Below are 21,194 nucleotides of genomic sequence, written 5' to 3'. Positions count from 1 at the left end.
CCGGCCTGGGGTGGCGGGTTCGCGTTCGGCCGGCTGGTCCTGTCGCCGTCCTGAACCCCGGCACCCCACCCGACCTGGGCGCCAGGTCTGCGCTCGGGCGGTGGGTTCAGGTTGGGGGGCGGGTGAGCAGGGCGATCACGGCTTGGGCCTGGGGGTGGGGGGCGGGGGAGTCCGGGCGGGTGGTCATGAGGAGGTGGTGGGACGTGCCCACCAGCGCGAGCGCCGCCGCCTCCGTGTCGAGCGCAGCGGCAACGCGGCCGCGGTCGCGCTCCTCGTCGAGGTAGCGCGTCAGGGCCGACTGGATCGCGGCGAAGCCGCGTCCGCCCGACTCCAGCCCCGCGCGGACGCGCTCCGCCGCGCCGGCCCGCGTCACCGCGAGGCCCGCCACCGCCGGTCCCGTCGAGTCCAGCAGCGCGTCGACCACCTCGCCGAGGTTTCCGGCCACCGTCCCCCGTCCCGCCCGCTCCGGCAGCGCCTCCGCGATGCGCGCCGCGCGGGAGAGCCGGTCCAGCACCAGCTCCGCGACGAACTCGTCGATGCCGCCGTCGAAATGGGCGTGCAGCAGCCCCTTCGCGCAGCCCGCCTCGGTCGTCACCGCCCGGCTGGTGAGCGCGCCGGGGCCGTCCCGCCGCACCACCCGCTCCGCCGCCGTGAAGAGCAGCTCGCGCACGTTCGGGGTCGCCACACCGCGCGGGGACACCGGGCCTCCAACCGAGTCGCGGGGATGGCCGAAACCGGCCTGTCGGCCGGTTTGGGCATCTGCCCATACTGTTTGGGCACACGCCCATACTAGGCGGGAGACCGACCATGGAGAAGACCGGGAAGACCGGACGCATCGTCAACACCGAGCAGGCGGAGGCCTGGAACGGCCGCGAGGGAGAGCACTGGGCCGCGCACCGCACCCGCTGGGACGACGTCAACGAGGGCCTCACCGCCCCGCTGCTCGACGCCGCGCGCGTCGGCCCCGGGGACGCCGTCCTCGACATCGGCTGCGGCGGCGGACGCACCACCCGCGCCGCCGCCCGCCGGGCCGCCGCCGGCGGCGCCGGAGGCCGCGCCCTCGGCGTCGACCTCTCCGCGCCGATGCTCGCCGAGGCCCGCGCCGCCGCTCGCCGCGAACAGCTCGCGGACGTCGCCTTCGAGCAGGGCGACGCCCAGGTGCACCCGCTCCCCGAGGGCGCCTTCGACGCCGCGGTCAGCCGGCACGGGGTGATGTTCTTCGCCGACCCGGTGGCCGCCTTCGGCAACATCCGCCGCGCGCTGCGCGCCGGCGGCCGGCTCGCCTTCGCCTGCGCCGCGCCCGTCGAGCGCAACGCGTGGTTCCGGCCGGTCGCCGTGCTGGCCGGGTTCCTCGACGAGGAGGCCGGCTTCGGCGTCCCCGGCGGCCCGGGGATGTTCTCGCTCGCCGAACCGGACCGCATCCGCGAGGTGCTGGACGGCGCCGGCTTCGCCGGCCTCGACCTCCGGCCGCTGGTGACCGAGGGCGTCTGGGGCCGCGACGCCGAGGACGCCGCGGCTTTCCTGCTCGCCTCGGGCCCCGGCGGCCACCTGCTGGAGCGGATCCCCGAGGCCGCCCGGGACGAGGCCCGCCGCGCCTTCACCGCGAGCCTGCGCGGCTTCGAGCGGGACGGCGCCGTCCGGATGGAGAGCACCGCGTGGCTGGTCACGGCCCGCAACCCCGGCCCGCCGCGGTGACGATCACGCGGGTAGCATCCGGCGCATGACCGCCTCCTACGTGTCCGGGCTCTTCTCCCTCGACGGCCGCACCGCCCTGGTGACCGGCGGCAGTTCGGGCATCGGCCGCGCCATCGCCGGCGCGCTGGCCCGCGCCGGCGCCCGCACGGTGGTCGTCGCCCGCCGGGAGGCCGAGCTCGCGGAGACCGTCCACGAGCTCGCCGCGGACGGCTGCGAGGCCGCCTGGGTCTCCGGCGACCTGGGCAGCCGCGCCGGGATCCGGGCCGCTGCGGAGGCGGCGGCCGCGGTCTACGGGGAGCCGGACATCCTCGTCAACTCCGCGGGGATCAACCTCCGTCCGCCCCTCGGCGAGCTGGGCGACGACGTCTGGGACGCCACCATGGCCGTCAACCTGGAGGCGCCCTTCCTGCTCGGCCAGCGGTTCGGCCCGGGGATGGCCGAGCGCGGCTTCGGCCGGCTGATCCACATCAGCTCCCAGCAGGCGCACCGCGCGTTCGTGCAGAGCGGCGCGTACGGGGTGTCCAAGGGGGCGGTGGAGTCGCTGGCCCGCTCGCAGGCCGAGGCGTGGTCGGCGCACGGCGTCACGGCGAACACGCTGGTGCCGGGGTTCGTGCTGACGCCGCTCAACCGCCGGCTGTGGGACGACGCGGAGAAGACGGCGGAGCTGGCCGGCCGCACCATGGTCGGACGCAACGGCCTGCCGGAGGACTTCGCGGGTGCGGCGGTCTTCCTGGCGAGCGCGGCCTCCGGCTATGTCACGGGCCAGTCGATCTGCGTGGACGGCGGGTTCTCGGTGCACTGACGCGGGTGCCGACGGCCGTGCGGAAGGGGGGACAACCCCCGGTCGGATGCGGGGGAGCTTCCCATCGTGGCGGGTGCATGCCCGGACCTAGCGTGAGCGGGGTCGGCCACGGACACGAGGGGAACACGATGCGTCAGAAGCTGCGCGCGGTCATCGGACTGGCGGCGCTCGGGGTCGCGGCGGGCGGGCTCGTCGCCTGCGATCCGCTGCCGGTGAAGCAGTCGTTCCGGGACAGCAGCACGTTCGGCGCCAAGGTCGGCTCGGTGCGGCTGGCGAACGGGGCGGGGGACGTCACCCTCACGGGCACGGCCGCGGCGGGCTCGGCGATCTCGGTGCACCGGACGGTCCGCTACGACCGCGGCGGCGACAAGCCAAGCGGCGCGACGGCGCGGGTGGAAGGCGGCGTGCTGGTGCTGGACGGCTGCGGCGCGGGCACCCGCGACTGCAGCGTCGACTACACCGTGGCGGTGCCGGCGGGGACGCCCGTCAACGGCGCCGTCACCTCGGGGGACGTCCGGCTGAGCGGCGTCGGCGCGGTGTCGCTGGCGGCCACCTCGGGGGACGTCACCCTGGACGGCGTCACCGGCGCGACCCGCGTCGAGGCGACCTCCGGCGACGTCCGGGTGACCGCGGCGGCGGCGCACGACCTGCGGGTCGCCACCACCAGCGGCGACGTCCGGGTGCGGGTCCCGTCCACGCCCTACCGGCTCGCCGTCACCACCGGCAGCGGCGACCGCCGCATCGCCGTCCCCAACGCCTCGGCGTCCCCCCACCACCTCGCGGTGAAGACCACCAGCGGCGACATCACCGTCCAGCACTAAGCGCGCTCAGAACCAGGCCTCGGCGGACAGCGTGCCGTCCAGGACGGCGCGGGCCACGGTGGCGGGGCTCTCCCCCTCGCTGACGGCGCGCGCCCGGATGCGCAGCAGGGCCTGCTGGATGCCGATGCCGAGCTGCACCGCGAGATAGCCGGTGGCCTGGTGGATCTCGGCGTTGTGCAGGCCGGGCGGGGCGTGCGGACCGTTGTTGAGCGCCGGCTTGGTCTGCAGCAGCAGCGGCAGCAGCGCGCGCCGCAGCCGGTGCAGGGCGTGCAGCTGCTCGTCGGTGAGCCGGCCGGGCGCGGTGCGGTAGCCGGTGAGCACGCCGACGGTGACGGTGCCCAGCCGCAGCGGGAGCGCGATCAGCGCGCGCGCCGGGGTGTCCGCGGCGGCCGGCAGGAAGCCCGGCCAGCGGGCGGGGTCGACGACCTCCAGGTCGGGCTCGTCGATGTCGAGGCCCGAGCGCGCGGCCTCGGGACCGGGGCCGTCGCCGAGCGCGAACTGGAGGTCGTCCAGGTCGCGTCCGAACCCGTCGGACGGGTCGCACCACAGCAGCTGCAGCCCGTGGTCCGGGGTGGCGGCGTCGACGGTCAGCGCGTCCTGCCCGAACAGGCCCGCGCTGTCGGCCTCCGGGATGTTCTCCAGGCTCTGGCCGGCGCGTGCGGCGCGGCGCAGCCGGACCAGGAACCGCATTTCGGCCTCGCCGGGCGGCGTCGGACGCCCTGACTCCTCGTCCCCGGCCCGGCCGGGCACCTCACTGCACCGCGAGTTCGTCGGGGAGGCGCCCCTGGGTGACGGCCGAGGCCAGCACGGAGAGCTTCGTCCGGCGATGGCGTGCCGAGTGCCGCAGCCGGGTGAACGCCTCGTCGAGGCTGATCCCGTGCATCGCCGAGAGCATGCCCTTGGCCTGCTCGATGACGACCCGGGAGTTGAGGGCGTGCTGCAACTGGGTGATCACCTCGTCCTTGTCGCGCAGCACGCGCTGGTGCTGCACCGCGCTGGTCGCGGCGTTGGCGAGGGCCTGGGTGAAGCGCAGGTCCAGGGGGGTGAGCAGCGGCGTTCCGGCGGTCATCAGGTTGAGGGCCCCGATGGTGTCGCCGAATCCGCGCAGCGGTACGGCCGCGACGCTGGTGATCCCGGCGTCCAGGGCGCGGGGCGTGAAGTGCGGCCACCAGTGCATCGCGGCGCCGGCCCTGTCGAGGGCGACGGGGCCGAGCGGGGCTCCGCCGCGGGTGCCGTCCACGCAGGGGCCCTCGTCGAACTCGATCTGCTCTTCCTCGAGTTGGCGGAACTCCTCGTCGGAGGCGGTCAGGTACTCGACGCCGCCGATCTGGTCGAGGACCGTGATCCCCGAGGCGCGCACGCCGACCAGCGCGACGACGTAGGCGGTGAGGTCGTGGAGCAGGTCGAGAAGGTCCGCGTCGTCCGGACGCGTGGTCAGGTCGGCGACCGCATCGGCGATGAGCGTGTCGCGTTCGGTGATCGGCATCTGAGGGTCCGAGAGATGTCCGGGAACACGCGGCTCGCGCGGGGGCGTCGGCGCGAGCACCGGCCGGGCACGTCACGGCCGTTGCACTCATTGAGCTTACTGGCAGCCCCTCCGCGCGGCAGGGTCCGACCGGACCCGACGCCCCGGCGCCGTCCCGGGGCGACCGCCCGGACACACGACCGCACCCGGCCCGACGTGCGACGGACCGGGTGCGGACGAGCGCGGGCCTGACCCTCGGTCAGGCCTTCTTGGTCTCCCAGAAGATCTTGGAGACCTCCTCGATCAGGTCGAGGGCCTTCTGGCCGGTGGCCGGGTCGTTGGAGCCCTTCGCCGCCGACAGCGCCTTGAGGGTGTCGTTCACCAGCTGGTGCAGCTGCGGGTACTTCTCGAAGTGCGGGGCCTTGAAGTAGTCGCTCCACAGCACCGAGACGTGGTGCTTGGCCAGCTCGGCCCGCTGCTCCTTGATGATGATCGCGCGGGTGCGGAACGACGGGTCGTCGTTGTCCTGGAACTTCTTCTGGACGGCCAGAACGGACTCCGCCTCGATCCGCGCCTGGGCCGGGTCGTAGACACCGCAGGGCAGGTCGCAGTGGGCGCTGACGGTGATACGCGGAGCAAACAGACGAGAGAACATGTAGGGGGCCTTCCTCGTGATCGTCTTCCCAGACGGGAGACTACTCCGGGGAGGGCGGGTTTGCCCTTGTGCCCCCCGATCCTGGTCCCAAAGTCTTACGGCACGCGCGCGCTGAGGGACTATGGAGGGGTACACGCTTGTCGGGGGTGCCGGCGACGGACGAGGAACGCACCGCGAGGAGGAGCGCGCATGGCGCGGACAGGGCCGCTGTTCGGGATCGGGACGGCCGATGTGACGGGGCCTTCGATGCTGCCGACGCTGCGTCAGGGCGACCGGCTGGTGGTGCGCTACGGGGCCCGGGTGCGCCCCGGCGACCTGGTGGCCGCGCTCCATCCGCTGCAGCAGGACCTGCCCATCGTCAAGCGGGCGGTGGAGCGGCGCGGCACCGGATGGTGGCTGCTCAGCGACAACCCCTACTCCGAGACGGACAGCCGGGTGTGGGGCCCCGTCCCCGACGAGCTGATCCTGGGGCGGATCGTGGGCCGCTACTGGCCGCGCCCCTCGCGGCTGTCGGCCGGGCTGATGGAGGCCGAGTCGGACGGCGCGGAGGGCGACGACGCGGACGCCGAGCGCCTGCGCGCCCGGTAGGCGGCGACGTTGGCGCGGGTGGCGCACCGGTCGGAGCAGTAGCGGCGCGAGCCGTTGCTGGAGGTGTCGAGGTAGACGTCCCGGCAGCCGGCGGCGGCACAGACACCCAAACGGCCGATCCCCCGTTCGGTGACGAAGACGGCGAGCCCCATCGCCGCGACGGCGGCCTCCTGGGCGGAGCGCCCGGCGGCCGGGTCGGCGAGGTGCAGGTGCCAGGCGCCGGGCGAGCGGTGGTCGGTGAGCTGCGGGGTGACGGGGAAGTCGCGGAGCAGCGTGTTGAGGCGGGCCGCGGCCTCCTCGGCGCGGCCGTCCGCGGCGGCCTCGAAGACGGCGCGCAGCCGTCCCCGGGGGGAGGACGCGGAGGCGGCGGGCGCGGCGGCGTCCTCGCCGTTGACGAGGCGCACGGCGTGGGCCGCGTAGGAGGCGAGTTCCACTCCGGTTCACCTCGTCGGTGGTGTCGGTGGCCCGTCCGGGGGTCTCCCGGCGGGTTCGGCGCGCTGAGGGGAGGTTAGTTGCCTCCCGGCGTCCGCGTCATCGTCGCGGCGCTCCCGAGGGGCACGCCGGGAGCGAACACCGGAACGCCCCGGCACCCCGTCCCGCCGAAGGGCGGAGAGGGGTGCCGGGGCGATGCACAGCGGCGACCGGAGGATACGACTGGATCAGTACCAGTTGTTGGCCTGCCAGAAGGCCCAGGCCTGGTTCGGGGAGCCGTAGCGGCTGTCCATGTAGCTGAGGGCCCACTTGATCTGGGTGGCCGGGTTGGTCTGCCAGTCGGAGCCGGCGGAGGCCATCTTGGAGCCCGGCAGCGCCTGGGCCAGGCCGTAGGCGCCGGAGGAGGCGTTGGTGGCGGAGACGTTCCAGCCGGACTCGCGGGAGATGATGTTCGCGAAGGACTGGAACTGGTCGGCCGGGACGATCGACTTGGCGATCTGGTACGCGCTCATGCCCGAGTAGCTGGAGCTGGAGGCGGAGGAGGACGACGAGGAGCTGCTCGACGAGGTGGAGTAGGACTCCAGCTGGGTCGAGGACTGCGTCTTGGCCGCGGCGTTCTGGTGCGCGACGTGGTTCACGTGGTTCGCGTGGTTGGCGTGGTTCACGTGAGCGATGTGGGAAGCGTGGGCGGCGTGGGCCAGGTGGGCCACGTGCGCGAGGTGCGCCAGGTGGGCCTGGTGGTTCACGTGCGCCACGTGCTTCTCGTGGGCGGACGGCGCCGCGGCCTTCTTGGCAGCGGTCGCGGCGGTCGCGGTGACCGTCGTGGTCTTGGCAGCAGCCGGCTTCTCGGCGGCGAAAGCGGTCGTGGCCGGGCCGGCGACGGCGCCCGCGGCGGCGGCGACGGCAATGGCGGCGACGATGGACTTTCGGCCGGGCTTGAGGGCGGTGATCTGCATGGGGGTCGTACCTCTATCGGTTGGCGGTGGAGTACGGGCGGGCGACAGCGACCGCGTCGTCGTTCGGTTGTCCCGTCGTCCCGGTCGGGGGATCTGTCGCCGTCCGAGCTTCCGCACCCCGGTGTCGGCGGGGCCATCTGCGGTTCACGGACGTGAGTTCCGTTCGTCCTTGTGCACAGGACCTGGAGCTCGGTTTGCCGCAATGGCCTGTCGCGGCGGTGGCCATTCTTAGCGGGGCCTTTGGTCCAGGACAAACACCGCTTCTCCTATCGGAACTCGTAGTTCGGACGGTCACGGAGCGTGGCCGCGGCGGAGGTGCCACCTCGACGCCTGACGAACCATCGGGCACGGTGAGTGAGTGCGGCCGTCATGGCCTGCGAAGACTTGGTATGGCGAAATGCCCGAATTGGCCAAGGATGAACTTTATCGCCTTCATGAACCGTTAAGGCGGTGATGGGCGGCCCCCATCCACTACCGCCCTTAGTTGACCCCTCATGGCCTGTGGTGGGGCTCACCGGATTCGGGACGTTTGAGGAGCATGGGAAAGGGACGGGCGGGAAGCCGCCCATCCCTTTTCATCCTTTATATGCGGGTATGACGTCATCCTCCGGGACGACTCGGGTCGTCGAACCGGCGCAGAACCCGCTCGGGGCCGCCACGCGGACCGGTCAGAGCACCTTGCTGAGGAACGCCCGGGTGCGCTCGTGCCGGGGGTCGGCGAGCACCTCGCGGGGATGCCCGGCCTCCACCACCACCCCGCCGTCCATGAACACCAGCGCGTCCCCCACCTCGCGCGCGAACCCCATCTCATGGGTGACGACGATCATCGTCATGCCCTCGTCGGCGAGCCCGCGCATCACGTCCAGCACCTCGCCCACCAGCTCCGGGTCGAGCGCCGACGTCGGCTCGTCGAAGAGCATCAGCTTCGGCTCCATCGCCAGCGCACGGGCGATCGCCACCCGCTGCTGCTGCCCGCCGGACAGCTGCGCGGGGAAGACGTCCCGCTTGTCGGCGAGGCCCACCCGCTCCAGCAGCGCCTCCGCCCGCTGCCGGGCGCGCGCCCGCGGCTCGCGGCGCACCTGCACCGGTGCCTCGGTGACGTTCGCCAGGGCCGTCATATGGGGGAAGAGGTTGAACCGCTGGAAGACCATGCCGATGTCGCGGCGCCGCTCGGCCACCTCGCGGTCCTTCAGCTCGTACAGCAGCCCGCCCGACTCCCGGTAGCCGACCAGCTCGCCGTCGACCCGCAGCCGGCCCGCGTCGATCTTCTCCAGGTGGTTGATGCAGCGCAGGAACGTCGACTTGCCCGAGCCGGACGGGCCGATGACGCAGAACACCTCGCCCGGCTGCACCGTCAGGTCGATGCCCTTCAGCACCTCCACCGCGCCGAACGACTTGTGCACCGCCTCGGCCTGCACCATCGGCAGCTGCCCGGCCCCGGGCCGCTGAAGGAAGCTCATCGCGCACCCCCGGGCAGCCGTGCGTGCCGGACGGACAGGACCAGCGACGCGATCCGCTGCAGCGGCGTCGGCCCCTGCTCCACGGCCGAGCCCTGGCTGAAGTGGCGCTCCACGTAGTACTGCCCGCTGCTGAAGACCGTGGTGATCGCCAGGTACCAGATGGAGGCCACGAAGAGCAGCTCCACGGTCTGCAGGGTGCGGGTGTAGACGTTCTGCGCGCTGCGCATCAGCTCGCCGTAGGTGATCACCGAGGCGAGCGAGGAGGTCTTGAGGAGGTTGATGAACTCGTTGCCGGTCGGCGGCACGATCACCCGCATCGCCTGCGGCAGGACGATCCGCCGCATGGTCTTCCCGCCCGTCATGCCGAGCGCCTGCGACGCCTCCGTCTGCCCGTGGTCGACCGAGGAGATGCCGGCCCGGACGATCTCCGCCATGTAGGCGCCCTCGTTGATGCCGAGGCCCAGCAGCGTCGCGAGGAAGGGCGTCATCACCTGGCTCATCGGGGCGCTGTAGACGCCCGGGATGGTGAACGTCCTGAAGACCAGGGCCAGGTTGTACCAGATCAGCAGCTGGACGAGGACGGGCGTGCCGCGGAAGAACCAGATGTAGAGCCAGGCCACCCCGGAGGTGACCGGGTTGCGGGAGAGCCGCATCACCGCGAAGGCCACCCCGAGGATCAGTCCCAGCAGCATGGAGCCGACGCTCACCAGGACGGTGTTGCCCACGCCCTGGAGCATCACCGAGGCGAAGAGGTAGCGGCCCACGGTCGGCCAGTCGATCTGGCCGACCGCGAAGGCCCAGGCGATCCCGCCCAGGGCGAGCAGCACCAGCACCGCCGCGACCCAGCGGCCCCAGTGCCGGACCGGGACCGCGCGGATCGGGAGGGGGGCGGGGCGGCCGACGGAGCCGGCCGCCTCGTTCAGTCGGTCGCCGTCCGCCACGCCGCTCAGCTCCCGCTCGCCGTGCCGCCGTTGACCAGCGCCTGCGCGGCGGTGATCTCGCCCTTGTCCAGGTGCCACTTGGCGGCGACCTTGGCGTACTGGCCGTTGGCGATGATCGCCTTGACGGCCGCCTGGATGGCGTCGCGCAGCTGGGTGTCCTGCTTGCCCACCCCGATGCCGTAGACGCCGGGCTGGATCTGCTGGCCGGTGACCTGGTACTCGCCGCCCGACTTCTGGGCGTTGTACTGCGCCACGGGGTAGTCGTTGAGGTCGGCGTCCGAGCGCCCCTGCTTCAGCTGCAGCAGCGCGTCGGTGTCGTTGAGCAGCGCGATCAGCTTCAGCGGCTTGCCGGCCGCCTTGCACTTGGGCTGCAGGTCCTGGACGTAGCTCTCCTGGATGGTGCCCTTCTGCAGGGCGACGGTCCTGCCGCACAGGTCCGCCGTGCTGTTGATGTGCTTGGGGTTGCCCTTGGCGACCAGGATCGAGGTGCCGACATTGAAGTAGTCGACGAAGTCGATCTTCTTCTGCCGGAGCCGGTTGTCCGACATCGAGGACATGATCGCGTTGATCCGCCCGGTGGTGAGCGCCGGTATCAGCCCGTCGAAGTCGTAGTTGACGAACTTGAAGGTGACGCCGAGCTCCTTGCCGATCGCGGTGCCCATGTCGGGGTCGAACCCCATGATCGTCTTGCCGTCGGTGCCGTAGAACTCGTTCGGCGCGTAGGCGACGTTGGAGCCGACGGTGACGGTCTTGGACTGCTGGTACTTCGCGGGGAGCTTGGAGAAGAGCGGGGCCGAGCTGCCGGCCGGCCTGCCGCTGCCGGTCGCCTTTCCGCCCCCGCCGCCCCCGCTGCTGCCGCAGGCGGCGAGGACGAGGGCGCCGGAGGCGGCGAGGGCCGCGGCCGCGGCCAACCGGGGGCGAACGGTGCCGATGCGTGTGGTGTTCATGAGGTGCTCGCTTCCCGTTGAGCCGGGGGGCAATTTCTGGGTTTTGTGAGCAGTTGACACGAAACGCCGGACTTCTGTGCCTCGCATGGTGCCAGCCCAGGTGGCATAACGGGGCCATCGGTTCCATCAAAAACACGTAACGGGTGGTTGGATGTGGAGCCGTTCGTCAGTCGACAGGAGGGACCGAGCCATCGTGTTTGCCGCCTACGCCGCGCGGATCGACGCCGAGAAGCCGCTGGACGCCCTGGAGTTGGGGGAGAGGCCCGAGCCGGGGGAGCGGCCCGGCTGGACGACGGTCACCGTGCGGGCCGCCTCGATCAACCACCACGACCTGTGGTCGCTGCGGGGGGTCGGGCTGGACGCCGGGGCGCTGCCGATGATCCTCGGCTGCGACGCGGCCGGCGTCGACGAGGACGGCAACGAGGTGGTCGTGCACGGGGTGGTGGGCGAGCAGGGCTACGGCGTCGACGCGGGGGAGCGTCCGACGATCCTGACGGAGAAGTACCAGGGCACCTTCGCCGAGCGGGTGTCGGTGCCGCGCTGGAACCTGCTGCCGAAGCCGGCCGGGCTCTCCTTCGAGGAGGCGGCGTGCCTGCCCACGGCGTGGCTGACGGCGTATCGGATGCTGTTCGTGAAGTCCGGCGTGCGGCCCGGCGGATCGGTGCTCGTGCAGGGCGCGGGCGGCGGCGTCGCCACGGCGGCGATCGTGCTGGGCACGGCGGCGGGGGTGCGCGTCTACGCGTCCAGCCGCGACGAGGGGAAGCGGGCGCGGGCGGAGGAGCTGGGCGCGGTGGCGGCGGTCGCTCCGGGGGAGCGGCTGCCTACCAGGGTGGACGCGGTGCTGGAGACCGTCGGGGCGGCGACGTGGTCGCACTCGCTGCGGTCGCTGCGGCCCGGGGGGACGGTGGTGGTCGCGGGGGCGACGTCCGGCCCGAACCCCTCGGCGGTGGAGCTGAACCGGATCTTCTTCCTGCAGCTGAGCGTGGTGGGCTCGACGATGGGGACGAAGGGGGAGTTCGCGGACCTGCTCGGGATGTGCGGGGGCGCGGGCGGGGTGCGGCCCGTCATCGACCGGGTCTATCCGCTGGCCGAGGCGCGCGAGGCGTTCGCCCGCGTCGAGGCGGGCGGGCAGTTCGGCAAGGTCGTGCTGACCGTGTGAGGTGCACTCGGTGCGCTGTCGCCGCCCGGCGCTGCGGCGCCCCGGACCCCTGCGGTGCAGGGAGTCCGGGGCGCGGGGGCGGGTCGGCTACCGCCGCCAGTGGGCCGCCGTCGAGGCCAGCAGCTGCGCCGCGCGGGCGAGCTGCGCGGCGGTGACGCCGCTGTCGCGGGCGTCGTCCCGCAGCCGGTCGCGAAAGCGGTCCAGCAGCCGCTCCAGCTCGCGCGCCGGGTCCGCGTCCGGGTCCGTGCGGGCCCAGTCGGGCAGGTCCTCCGGCGGGGTGTCCTCCGCGGCCGCGTCGAACGGGGGCGTGTCGGACGGCGGGGTGTCGGACGGCTCCGAGGCGGTGGCGTCCTCCCAGGCGGTCGGCCCGCCGCCCCAGCCGGTGCTGAAGCTGCGGCCCAGGTCGGAGAGCGTCTCGGTGATCGCCGTCCAGTCGCCCTGCCGGGCGGCGTCCTGCAGCTGCTGCTTGACGCGGCCCATCTCCTCCTGCGCCTGGCGCCGCATCCACTGCGCCTGGTGGCGGGCGCGGCGGGCCTCGTCCGCGGCCCGTCGGTGCTCCTCCTTGGCGCGGCGCGCCTGGTCCTTCGCCTCCTGCTTGGCGCGCTGCCACTCCTGCTTGGTGCGCCGCCACTCCTGCTTGGAGCCGAAGCCGGCGCCGGCGCCGCTGCCGGTCTCCTTCGCCGCGCGGTGCATCTCCTCGCGGAGGCTCTCCGCCGAGCCCTGGACGTCCTCGCGGATGTCGGCGGCGAGCTCGGTGAGGGAGTCGCGGATGTCGGACTCCAGCTCGGCGAGCTCGTCCTGGCGGGCCGCCAGCTCGTCGCGGCCGGCGTCGGTGATGGCGTAGACCTTGCGGCCGCCGTCGACGGTGTGGGTGACGAGGCCCTCCTGCTCCAGCTTGGCGAGCCGGGGGTAGACGGTGCCGGCGGAGGGCGCGTACAGGCCCTGGAACCGCTCCTCCAGCAGGCGGATGACCTCGTAGCCGTGGCGGGGGGCCTCGGCGAGCAGCTTCAGCAGATAGAGCCGGAGCCGCCCGTGTCCGAATACGGGGGGCATCTAGAGGACCTTCCCTTCCACGGCGTCGTCGTCGGGACCGTCCTCGACGGGGCGCTTGAGCAGTGTGATCGAGCCGGAGACGCTGTTGGCGACGAGCTTGCCGCGGCCCTCGCCGAGCCGCCCGGTGAGCTTCTTCAGGCCGAAGCCGCCGGACATCCGCAGCTCGTCGAAGGCGCTGGCGACCCGGCCGCCGGTGGACTGCGCCTCCACCGAGGCGTCGGTGGGGTGCGGCAGCCGGACGGCGATCTCGCCGGAGACGGAGTTGAGTTCGATGCGGGTGGGGCGCTGGTCGACGGGCGTCGTGCCGGGGTCGGCGACGTCGATGGTGAGCACGCCGCTGACGGAGTGCGCCTTGACGCTGCCGCCGCCCTCGAAGACGGTGACGTCGCCGGAGACGGTGTTGCAGCTGAGGTCGCCGGTGACGGCGCGGGCGGTGATCCGTCCGGAGACGGTGTGCGCGTCGACGCGGTTGGCCAGCTGGTTGATGGTCAGCTCGCCGGAGACGCCGTTGACGCTCACCGGGCCCTGCAGCCCGCCGACGGTGGCGTCCCCGGTGACCACGCCGACCATCGCGGCGGCCTTGCGGGGGACGGCGACGGAGACGACGGCGTGCCGGCGGTTGTGCTGGCTCCAGCCGAAGTTCTCCAGCCACTTCCCGATGCCGCCCCAGGTGAGGTCCTGGTAGGTGACGGTGAGCCGGCGGCCGTCCTGACGGACGATCAGGGGCGGGCCGACGATCTCGGTGACCTCCAGGCGGGCGGGGCCGTCGGTGGGCACCACGTTGACGGCGCCGCCGACGATGCGCACGTTCAGCTCGGTGATCTCGACGTCGTCGAAGGTGAGCTTCTCGTCGGCGTCCACGGTCCATTCCCGCATGGCGGCCCTCCCGTTGGGGTTGCGCTGCCGTGCCCTCTGCACGGCAGTTCGCGATATGTCGTGTGCTCGTGCAGACCACGATATATCGCGAGTGGGGCGGTGTCCAGAAGCCTTCCTCCGGGTCTCCTCTCAGTCATCGTCCTCGTCGTCGAGACGGGCCAGCCAGGTCGCCAGCCGCTCGACCGGGACCTCGAACTCCGGGTTGAGGTCGACGAACTCCCGGAGCCGCTCGGCCAGCCACGCGAGGGAGACCTCCTCCTCGCCGCGCCGACTCTCCAGCTCCTCGATGCCACGGTCCGTGAAATACATGGCCTCAGCGTACTGACCTGCGAAGGAGTGCACGGACCGACCTCACGGGATGCTCCCGGTAGCCGCCGTCCGCCAGACCCGCGCGGCGCTCGAACGCATTGCGGGACGCCGGGTCGCCGGTGCGCAGCAGCGACCAGCCGGCGGCGGCCAGGTACAGGGGGAGCATCGGCAGCCCGAGGCAGGCCGCCCACTGGTCGGCGTGCCGCTCCTCGTGCGCCAGCAACCGGGGGTCCTCCAGCAGCCGTTCGCGGGGAAAGCGCAGGCAGATGACGTTGCCGACGGTGAACGCCGGGGCGGGCGGCAGCGACAGCCGGTGGTAGCCGTCGGCGATCAGCAGGCCGCGCGGCCCCCGGTGGACGCGCGCGCCGCCGGCGGCGGCGACCAGGAGGCCGAGCGGGGTGGCGAGGTTGACGGCGTTCCATGCGGCGCGGGCGCGGTGACGGGGCGTCATCGCCCCAGCCTATTGCGGGAGGAGGACGACTTCGTCGCGGTCGAAGGCGACGGCGACAGTGGAGCCGGGGACGGGCGCGTCGCCCAGCCGGCAGGTGGCCTCCAGCGCCGGGCCGCGCTCCGGGTCGAGCGCCAGGGTGACGCTGTCCGCCGGGCCGCCGCGGAAGGTGCGGGCGGTGACCGAGGCCCGCAGCGACGCCGCCTCCGGCGCGGCGAGGCGCACCCCGCCGGGGCGGACCAGCAGCAGGTAGCGGCCGTCCGCGGCGTCCTTGGGGACGGGCACCGGACCCCACGGCGTCTCCGCCTCGCCGCCGGAGGCCGTCGCCGGGACGAGGTTGCCGAAGCCGAGGAAGCGGGCGACGAACTCGTCCGCCGGTCGCCGCCACAGCTCCTGCGGGGTGCCGGTCTGGGCGATCCGGCCGTCGTGCATCACCACCACCCGGTCGGCGAGCGCGAAGGCCTCGCCCTGGTCGTGGGTGACGGCCAGCACGCTGGTGCCGAGCCGGGTGAAGACGGCGCGCAGCTCCTGGACGAGGCGCTCGCGCAGCCCGCGGTCGAGCTGGCCGAGCGGCTCGTCCAGCATCAGCAGCCGGGGCGACGGGGCGAGGGCGCGGGCCAGCGCGACCCGCTGCTGCTCGCCGCCGGAGAGGGTGGCGATCGGGCGGCGCGCGGCGTCGGGGAGGCCGACCAGGCCGAGGAGTTCGGCGACCCGCCGCTCGGCGGCGGCGCGCGGGGCGCCGTGCATGCGCAGGCCGAAGGCGACGTTGCCGCCGACGTCGCGGGTGGGGAAGAGGGCGTGGTCCTGGAACATCAGGCCGACGCCGCGGCGGTGCGGGGGCGTCGACGCCTGGTCGGCGTCGTCCAGCAGGATGCGGCCCGCGGTGAGCGGCTGGAGGCCGGCGACGGCGCGGAGCAGCGTGGACTTGCCGCTGCCGGAGGGGCCCAGGATCGAGACGATCTCACCGGGTTCGAGGGTGAGGTCGACGTGGTCGAGGGCGGGGGCGTCGCCGAAGGTGACGGCCGCATCGTCGACGGTCAGCAGGCTCATGGTTGCTCCTTCGTCTCGCGGTGCGCCGTGCCCGCGGTTCGCCGCCCTGGACCCCGGCGCCCCATCCCCTCGTGGATCAAGGTCGTCCGCATCTCAGATCTCCCCGGGCTCGCGGGGGCGGAGGCGTTCGAGGGTGAGCATGGAGGCCGCCGAGACGGCCATCAGGATGACGCTCATCGCCATCGCCTGGCCGGTGTTGATCTCGCCGGCCCGGCCCAGGAAGCGCGCGATGGCCACCGGCAGCGTCGGCTGGTCCGGCCGGGCGAGGAAGACCGTCGCGCCGAACTCGCCGAGCGACACCGCGAAGGCGAAGCCCGCCGCCACCAGCACCGCGCGCCGCACCATCGGGAGGTCGACCTCGCGCCAGACCCGCCACGGCGACGCCCCCAGCACCGCCGCCGCCTCCCGCAGCCGGTCGGAGACCGCCCGCAGCACCGGCAGCATCGTCCGCACCACGAACGGGATCCCGACCAGCGCCTGCGCCAGCGGCACCAGCCAGAACGAGGAGCGCAGGTCGAGCGGCGGCCGGTCCAGGGAGATCAGGAAGCCGAAGCCGACCGTCACCGCCGAGGTGCCCAGCGGCAGCATCAGCAGCAGGTCCAGCCCGCGCCCCACCCGGCCGGTGCCGCGGCGGGCCAGCGCCACCGAGGCGAGCCCGCCCACCACCAGCGCCACCACCGTGGCCAGCACCGCGAACCGCAGGCTGTTGGTGATCGCCTGCCAGGGCGGGACGAAGAGCGTGGAGTCGCCGCCGCCGGCGAACAGCGCCCGGAAGAACGCGAGCGTCCAGCCCCGCGAGGAGCGCACCGAGTCGAGCACCAGCATCGCCAGCGGCACCACCACCAGCACCGCCATGAAGAGCAGGTTGCCCGCGAGGAAGAGCCGCTCCCCGGTGCTCCGCGGCGGCCGCTCGGCCTGCCCGGCGGCCACCATGCCGAGCGCCGACGTCCGCCGCCGCACCGCCGTGCCGTGCACCAGCAGGACGACCAGCACCACCGCGAACTGCAGCAGCGTCAGCACGGCGGCGGCCGGCAGGTCCAGCAGATCGGCGGTCTGCCGGTAGATCTCCACCTCCAGGGTGGCGTAGCGGGGGCCGCCCAGGATCTGCACCGTCCCGAAGGAGGTGAAGGTGAAGAGGAAGACCATCAGCGCCGCGGCGGCCACCGCCGGGGCGAGCGCCGGCAGGGTGACGGTCCGCCAGGCGCGCCAGCGGCTCGCGCCCAGCACCATCGCGGCCTCCTCCTGGCGGGGGTCGAGCCGCGACCACAGCCCGCCCACCGTCCGCACCACCACCGCGTAGTTGAAGAAGACATGGGCGATGACGATCGCCGCCGGGGTGGAGTCCAGGGTGACGCCGAACCAGTCGTCGAGCAGCCCGCCGGAGCCCAGCAGCGCCAGGAACGCGGTGCCCACCACCACGGTGGGCAGCACGAACGGCACCGTCACCAGCGCCCGGACCAGCGACCGCCCGGGGAAGCGCAGCCGGGAGAGCACATACGCCCCGGGCAGCCCGACCGCCAGGGTGAGGCCGGTGGAGGCGAGCGCCTGCCAGGTGGTGAACCACAGCACATGGCGCACCCCCGGGTCGGCCAGCGTCGACCAGGCCGCGTGCCACTGCCAGGCGCCGTCCTGGTGGAGCCCGAGCAGGACGATCCGCACCACCGGGTAGGCGAAGAAGACCGCCAGGAACAGCAGCGGGAGCGCGGCCAGGGCCAGCACGGTCAGGACGGTCGTCCGGCGGCGGGTCATGCGGCGATCACTTCAGGACGAGACTCGACCAGGCCTTCACCCACTGGTCGCGGTTCTTGTCGATCACCGCGGGGGCGAGGGTGTGCGGATCGGCGGGCACGTCCACGTACTTCGTCCACGCGGTGGGCGCCTTGACGTCGCCGCGCGAGGCCCACATGTACATCTGGTCCGGCACCTCGGCCTGGTACTCCCGGTTCAGCAGGAAGTCGATGAGCTTCTTGCCGCCCTCGGCGTTCTTGGCGCCGTGCAGCAGCCCGGCGAACTCCACCTGCCGGAAGCAGGTGTCGGCGATGATCCCGGTGGGCGCCGCCGAGGCGGGCGTCTTCGCCGGGTCGGAGACCTCGGCCGGCGGGCTGGTGTCGTAGGAGACCACCAGCGGCCGGGTGCCGTGGCCCTTGGCGGCCGCGGCGCCGGTGAAGTCGGAGTCGTAGGCCTGCTCCCAGCCGTCGACCACCTTCAGGCCGTTGGCGTCGAGCTTCTTCCAGTACCCCTGCCAGCCGGAGTCGCCGTACTTGGCGACGCTCGCCAGCAGGAAGGCGAGGCCGGGGGAGGAGGTGGCGGCGTTCTCGGTGACGAGCAGGTTCTTGTACTGCGGCTTCGCCAGGTCGTCCATGGTGGTGGGGACGGCCAGGTGGTGCTGCTGGAAGTACTTCTTGTCGTAGTTGACGCAGACGTCGCCGTAGTCGATCGGGGTGACGCGGTGCTGCCCGGCGTCCAGCTGGAACTTCGCCGGCACCTTCGCCAGCCCGGCGGCGGCGTAGGGGGTGAAGAGGCCGGCCTTCTCGGCCTTGCCCAGCAGGGTGTTGTCGACGCCGAAGAAGACGTCGCCCTGCGGGTTGTCCTTGGTGAGGACGGCCTGGTTGACCGCGGCCCCGGCGTCCCCGGAGCGCAGGATCTTCAGCTTCAGCCCGGAGGACCTCTCGAAGTTGGCCTGGGCCTTCTTGGAGATCGCGAACGAGTCGTGGCTCACCAGCGTGACGGTCTTGGAGGCGGCCCCGGTCGAGGTGCCCGAGGACGATCCGCAGGCGCTGAGCGCGACGGCCGAGGCCGCGGCGAGCGCGATGGTGGCAGTGGTCCTGCTGATGGCGCGCATGATGACGACGCTTCCCTCCGCCGGCATTACCCGGATCAGGTACTTCGGGTCGGCGGAGTGCCATCCGCCCTCTCAGCCCGTGGTCACCGAGCTCCCCGGCGGCCCCCGTGCACAACGAAGAAGGGGCCCGCATCGGCCATGGTAGACCGATGCGGGCCCGTGCCCTTAACCAGGTGTTATCGCGGGTGCTACCAGAGGCCGGAGCCGGTGATCCGGCGGGCGACCCGGTTGGAGATCCAGATCAGCAGCAGGCCGACGGCCGACTGGAACATGCCGATGGCGGCCGCGTAGGAGTACTGCGGCAGCTCCGAGGCGAGACCCACCTTGTACACGTAGGTGTCGATGACCTCGGACGTGGAGAGGTTGAGCGAGTTCTGCATCAGCAGGACCTTCTCGAACCCGGTGGTGAGCGCCTGCCCCATGTTGAGGATGAACAGGATGATCGCCACCGGCATGATCCCGGGCAGGTCGATGTGGCGCATCCGCTGCAGCTTGGTGGCGCCGTCCACGATCGCCGCCTCGTGCAGCGACGGGTCGATGCCGGCCAGCGCGGCGAGGTAGACGATCGTGGAGAACCCGAGGTTCTGCCAGACGCCCGACCACACGTAGATGTGCCGGAACAGCCCCGGCTTTCCGAGGAAGTCGACCGAGTTGATGCCGAACAGGTTGAAGAAGTGGTTGACGAGGCCCATCTGCGGGTCGAGGAAGAGACCCAGCATGCCGACGATGACCACGGTGGAGATGAAGTGCGGGGCGTAGGAGACCATCTGCACGGCGCGCGAGAACCACTTGCGGGCCGCGTAGTTGATGGCCAGCGCCAGGATGATGGGCAGCGGGGTGCCGGCCGCCAACTGGTAGAAGTTGAGGATGACCGTGTTCTCGATGATCTGCCAGAACTGGTAGATGTGGAAGAACCGGTCGAAGTTGGCGAAGCCCACCCAGGGGCTGCCCCAGATGCCCTTCAGCGGGTTGTAGTCCTTGAAGGCGATCTGCAGGCCCAGCATGGGCCAGTAGTTGAAGATCAGCAGAAAGGCGACGGGCGCCGCCAGCAGCGCGTACAGCTGCCAGTCGCGCTTGATGTCGCGCCGCAGCAGCTTGCGCTTGCGCGCCTTGGTCTCGGCCGCGGTCAATTCGGTCCGGTAGCCCGGTGTCGTCATCGCGTCATCACCCCTTGAGCGAGCCGATCATCAGGCCCTTGACGAAGTGCTTCTGGACGAACGGATAGGCGATCAGCGGGGGCACCGTGGCCACCACGATGAGCGCGTACTTCAGCAGCTCCTGAAGGTTCTGCTCGGCCAGCAGCTTGGTGGCGTCGCCGATCTGGCTGGGGTCGAAGATGTTCTGCACCAGGATTTCCCGCAGGATCAGCTGGAGCGGGAACTTCGACGGAGTGGTGAGGTAGATCAGCGCGTTGAAGTACTGGTTCCACTGGGTGACCGCGACGAAGAGCGCGTTCACCGCGATCACCGGCTTGGAGAGCGGCAGCACGATCCGGAAGAAGAACCGGAAGTCGCTGCACCCGTCGACCTGGGCGGCCTCGTGCAGTTCCTCGGGGAGGGTCGCCTTGTAGAAGGTGCGGGTGACGATGACGTTCCAGACCGCCACCGCGCCGGGCAGCACCAGCGCCCAGCGGGTGTCGAGCAGCCCCAGGCTGTGGACGACCAGGTAGGTGGGGATGATGCCGCCGCTGAAGAGCATCGGGATGGTGAAGAACACCATGATGATGTTGCGGCCGCGCAGGTTGGGCCGCGACAGCGGGTAGGCGGCGAAGAGCGTCAGGGTGACGCTGATGAAGGTGCCCACCACCGCGTAGAAGATCGAGTTGGCGAAGCCGGTGACGATCGCCTTGTACTGCAGGATCGTGTGGTAAGCCTCGAGACTGGGGTGGACGGGCCACAGCCAGACGTGGCCGGAGGTGACGGCCGCGGGGGAGCTGACGGACGCCGCCAGCACGTACACCAGCGGGTAGAGGACGAGCAGCAGGAAGAACGTGAGGACCGTGTAGTTGGTGACGGTGAAGGCGCGGTCCGAGCGGTTCTCCCGTACCGAGAGCGTGGCCATGGGGCCTCCTCGATGGGATCGGATCGGGGCGAAAGCCCTTGGTCAGGAGTACTTCGCGTCGTATGCGGCCTGCTGGACCTTCACATAGCGGTCACGGCCCATGCGCTTGATGGTGTCGGTGTAGCTCTTCCAGTCGCTGTCGCTGTCGGGATTGAGCTGCCCCAGGCAGAACTTGGCGATGTACTGCGGGATGTAGCCGGAGAAGAGGGTGGCGACCTCGGAGGCGACGCCGACCTGCTTGTCCGTCAGGTACTGCGGGGGCAGCACCTTCTCCTGCGGAACCCGGTAGGGGTAGAGGCTGGCCTTGGTCTGCTCGTAGAGCTGCTTCTCGAAGACCGGGGCGGTGGGCGCGACGACCTCGCCGAGGCGCAGGTCGTCGGAGCGGTACATCATGCCCATCTGGGACCAGGAGTCGCCGACCTGGACCGGCTTCTTGAGGTCGGGCTCCCAGATGCCCCGCCGGCCGTTGATGCCGACCGACTTCGCGTCGCCCCACTTCCAGTTGACGCCCAGGGTGCCGTTGTAGGCGCGCAGCCCGGCCTCGCACTCCATCAGCCCGTCGCCCCACATCAGCGCGATCTCGGGGTTCTTGCAGGCGCTGGTGATCATGTAGCGGCCGGGGTCGAGCGGCTCG

Annotated in this window: 24 protein-coding genes and 1 riboswitch; of the genes, 5 read left to right on the top strand and 19 right to left on the bottom strand. The window is 72.1% G+C overall.

Translation table 11 applies throughout. The annotated features are described in order from the left end of the window. Window positions 1–106: 106 nt before the first annotated feature. Window positions 107–700: a TetR/AcrR family transcriptional regulator gene (locus tag BIV57_RS21520; protein WP_071658529.1), complete on the bottom strand. Its 594-nt coding sequence runs from the start codon at window positions 698–700 to the stop codon at window positions 107–109. A 107-nt stretch (window positions 701–807) separates the two neighbouring features. Between BIV57_RS21520 and BIV57_RS21515 the strand changes: the two genes are divergently transcribed. The 3 genes from BIV57_RS21515 to BIV57_RS21505 all read left to right on the top strand — a co-directional run bounded on the left by BIV57_RS21515 (window position 808) and on the right by BIV57_RS21505 (window position 3,318). Continuing rightward, complete coding sequence (locus BIV57_RS21515) at window positions 808–1,695, top strand: class I SAM-dependent methyltransferase (protein ID WP_071658528.1); 888 nt, start codon at window positions 808–810, stop codon at window positions 1,693–1,695. Window positions 1,696–1,720: 25 nt separating this feature from the next. After that, window positions 1,721–2,497 (top strand): SDR family NAD(P)-dependent oxidoreductase, encoded by a 777-nt coding sequence (locus BIV57_RS21510; protein ID WP_071658527.1) that lies wholly within the window; start codon window positions 1,721–1,723, stop codon window positions 2,495–2,497. A 128-nt stretch (window positions 2,498–2,625) separates the two neighbouring features. Continuing rightward, entirely contained in the window at window positions 2,626–3,318 is a 693-nt protein-coding gene (locus tag BIV57_RS21505) for a DUF4097 family beta strand repeat-containing protein (RefSeq protein ID WP_071658526.1), read from the top strand. A gap of 6 nt (window positions 3,319–3,324) precedes the next feature. Here BIV57_RS21505 and BIV57_RS21500 read toward each other — a convergent pair whose 3' ends face one another. From BIV57_RS21500 to sodN, 3 genes are all read right to left on the bottom strand, one after another. Further along, window positions 3,325–4,068, bottom strand: a complete 744-nt coding sequence (locus BIV57_RS21500) for an ANTAR domain-containing protein (protein ID WP_139275750.1) — start codon at window positions 4,066–4,068, stop codon at window positions 3,325–3,327. A gap of 1 nt (window position 4,069) precedes the next feature. Further along, window positions 4,070–4,804: a GAF and ANTAR domain-containing protein gene (locus tag BIV57_RS21495; protein ID WP_071658524.1), complete on the bottom strand. Its 735-nt coding sequence runs from the start codon at window positions 4,802–4,804 to the stop codon at window positions 4,070–4,072. 238 nt (window positions 4,805–5,042) lie between these two features. Continuing rightward, window positions 5,043–5,438 (bottom strand): superoxide dismutase, Ni, encoded by a 396-nt coding sequence (sodN, locus tag BIV57_RS21490; RefSeq protein ID WP_071658523.1) that lies wholly within the window; start codon window positions 5,436–5,438, stop codon window positions 5,043–5,045. Between the two features lie 189 nt (window positions 5,439–5,627). Here sodN and sodX point away from each other — a divergent pair, with 189 nt between their 5' ends. Further along, window positions 5,628–6,026 carry a nickel-type superoxide dismutase maturation protease gene (gene sodX, locus BIV57_RS21485; RefSeq protein WP_071658522.1) on the top strand — a complete coding sequence of 133 codons (399 nt, stop codon included), beginning with the start codon at window positions 5,628–5,630 and terminating at the stop codon, window positions 6,024–6,026. On the opposite strand, the gene BIV57_RS21480 is transcribed toward sodX, so the two are convergent. The 5 genes from BIV57_RS21480 to BIV57_RS21460 form a co-directional block, all read right to left on the bottom strand. Next, window positions 5,924–6,460, bottom strand: coding sequence for a CGNR zinc finger domain-containing protein (locus BIV57_RS21480; protein ID WP_071658521.1), 537 nt, complete (start codon window positions 6,458–6,460; stop codon window positions 5,924–5,926). The genes sodX and BIV57_RS21480 overlap by 103 nt on opposite strands. A 225-nt stretch (window positions 6,461–6,685) precedes the next feature. Beyond that, on the bottom strand, window positions 6,686–7,414 hold the full coding sequence (locus BIV57_RS26265) for an aggregation-promoting factor C-terminal-like domain-containing protein (protein ID WP_071658520.1): 729 nt from the start codon (window positions 7,412–7,414) through the stop codon (window positions 6,686–6,688). A 668-nt stretch (window positions 7,415–8,082) separates the two neighbouring features. Then, on the bottom strand, window positions 8,083–8,874 hold the full coding sequence (locus BIV57_RS21470) for an amino acid ABC transporter ATP-binding protein (protein ID WP_071658519.1): 792 nt from the start codon (window positions 8,872–8,874) through the stop codon (window positions 8,083–8,085). After that, window positions 8,871–9,815 carry an amino acid ABC transporter permease gene (locus BIV57_RS21465; RefSeq protein ID WP_419185754.1) on the bottom strand — a complete coding sequence of 315 codons (945 nt, stop codon included), beginning with the start codon at window positions 9,813–9,815 and terminating at the stop codon, window positions 8,871–8,873. Before BIV57_RS21465 ends, BIV57_RS21470 begins: the two co-directional genes overlap by 4 nt. A gap of 5 nt (window positions 9,816–9,820) precedes the next feature. After that, on the bottom strand, window positions 9,821–10,762 hold the full coding sequence (locus BIV57_RS21460; RefSeq protein ID WP_071658518.1) for an ABC transporter substrate-binding protein: 942 nt from the start codon (window positions 10,760–10,762) through the stop codon (window positions 9,821–9,823). Window positions 10,763–10,955: 193 nt separating this feature from the next. Between BIV57_RS21460 and BIV57_RS21455 the strand changes: the two genes are divergently transcribed. Then, window positions 10,956–11,921: a zinc-binding dehydrogenase gene (locus tag BIV57_RS21455; protein ID WP_071658517.1), complete on the top strand. Its 966-nt coding sequence runs from the start codon at window positions 10,956–10,958 to the stop codon at window positions 11,919–11,921. 87 nt (window positions 11,922–12,008) lie between these two features. On the opposite strand, the gene BIV57_RS21450 is transcribed toward BIV57_RS21455, so the two are convergent. The 10 genes from BIV57_RS21450 to BIV57_RS25450 form a co-directional block, all read right to left on the bottom strand. Next, window positions 12,009–12,974, bottom strand: a complete 966-nt coding sequence (locus BIV57_RS21450) for a PadR family transcriptional regulator (protein WP_071658516.1) — start codon at window positions 12,972–12,974, stop codon at window positions 12,009–12,011. After that, on the bottom strand, window positions 12,975–13,850 hold the full coding sequence (locus tag BIV57_RS21445; protein ID WP_071658515.1) for a DUF4097 family beta strand repeat-containing protein: 876 nt from the start codon (window positions 13,848–13,850) through the stop codon (window positions 12,975–12,977). Window positions 13,851–13,979: 129 nt separating this feature from the next. After that, window positions 13,980–14,159, bottom strand: a complete 180-nt coding sequence (locus BIV57_RS21440) for a DUF6104 family protein (RefSeq protein ID WP_071658514.1) — start codon at window positions 14,157–14,159, stop codon at window positions 13,980–13,982. A 4-nt stretch (window positions 14,160–14,163) separates the two neighbouring features. Beyond that, complete coding sequence (locus BIV57_RS21435; protein WP_071658513.1) at window positions 14,164–14,610, bottom strand: hypothetical protein; 447 nt, start codon at window positions 14,608–14,610, stop codon at window positions 14,164–14,166. A 9-nt stretch (window positions 14,611–14,619) separates the two neighbouring features. Beyond that, window positions 14,620–15,657 (bottom strand): ABC transporter ATP-binding protein, encoded by a 1,038-nt coding sequence (locus BIV57_RS21430; protein WP_071658512.1) that lies wholly within the window; start codon window positions 15,655–15,657, stop codon window positions 14,620–14,622. Between the two features lie 93 nt (window positions 15,658–15,750). Beyond that, window positions 15,751–17,406: an ABC transporter permease gene (locus BIV57_RS21425; protein WP_071658511.1), complete on the bottom strand. Its 1,656-nt coding sequence runs from the start codon at window positions 17,404–17,406 to the stop codon at window positions 15,751–15,753. Window positions 17,407–17,413: 7 nt separating this feature from the next. After that, on the bottom strand, window positions 17,414–18,499 hold the full coding sequence (locus tag BIV57_RS21420; protein ID WP_071658548.1) for a thiamine ABC transporter substrate-binding protein: 1,086 nt from the start codon (window positions 18,497–18,499) through the stop codon (window positions 17,414–17,416). Further along, a riboswitch (TPP riboswitch) is annotated at window positions 18,494–18,607 on the bottom strand. It overlaps the preceding gene by 6 nt. 80 nt (window positions 18,608–18,687) lie before the next feature. Next, window positions 18,688–19,656, bottom strand: a complete 969-nt coding sequence (locus BIV57_RS21415; RefSeq protein ID WP_071658510.1) for an ABC transporter permease — start codon at window positions 19,654–19,656, stop codon at window positions 18,688–18,690. Between the two features lie 7 nt (window positions 19,657–19,663). Beyond that, entirely contained in the window at window positions 19,664–20,560 is an 897-nt protein-coding gene (locus BIV57_RS21410) for a carbohydrate ABC transporter permease (RefSeq protein WP_071658509.1), read from the bottom strand. Between the two features lie 42 nt (window positions 20,561–20,602). Next, window positions 20,603–21,194, bottom strand: a 592-nt coding sequence (locus BIV57_RS25450) for a type 2 periplasmic-binding domain-containing protein (RefSeq protein WP_217651752.1), incomplete at its 5' end; no start/stop codon positions are given.

This window comes from Mangrovactinospora gilvigrisea (assembly GCF_001879105.1).
Taxonomy (GTDB): Bacteria; Actinomycetota; Actinomycetes; order Streptomycetales; family Streptomycetaceae; genus Mangrovactinospora; species Mangrovactinospora gilvigrisea.
This window is presented reverse-complemented; position numbering and strand designations above follow the sequence as displayed.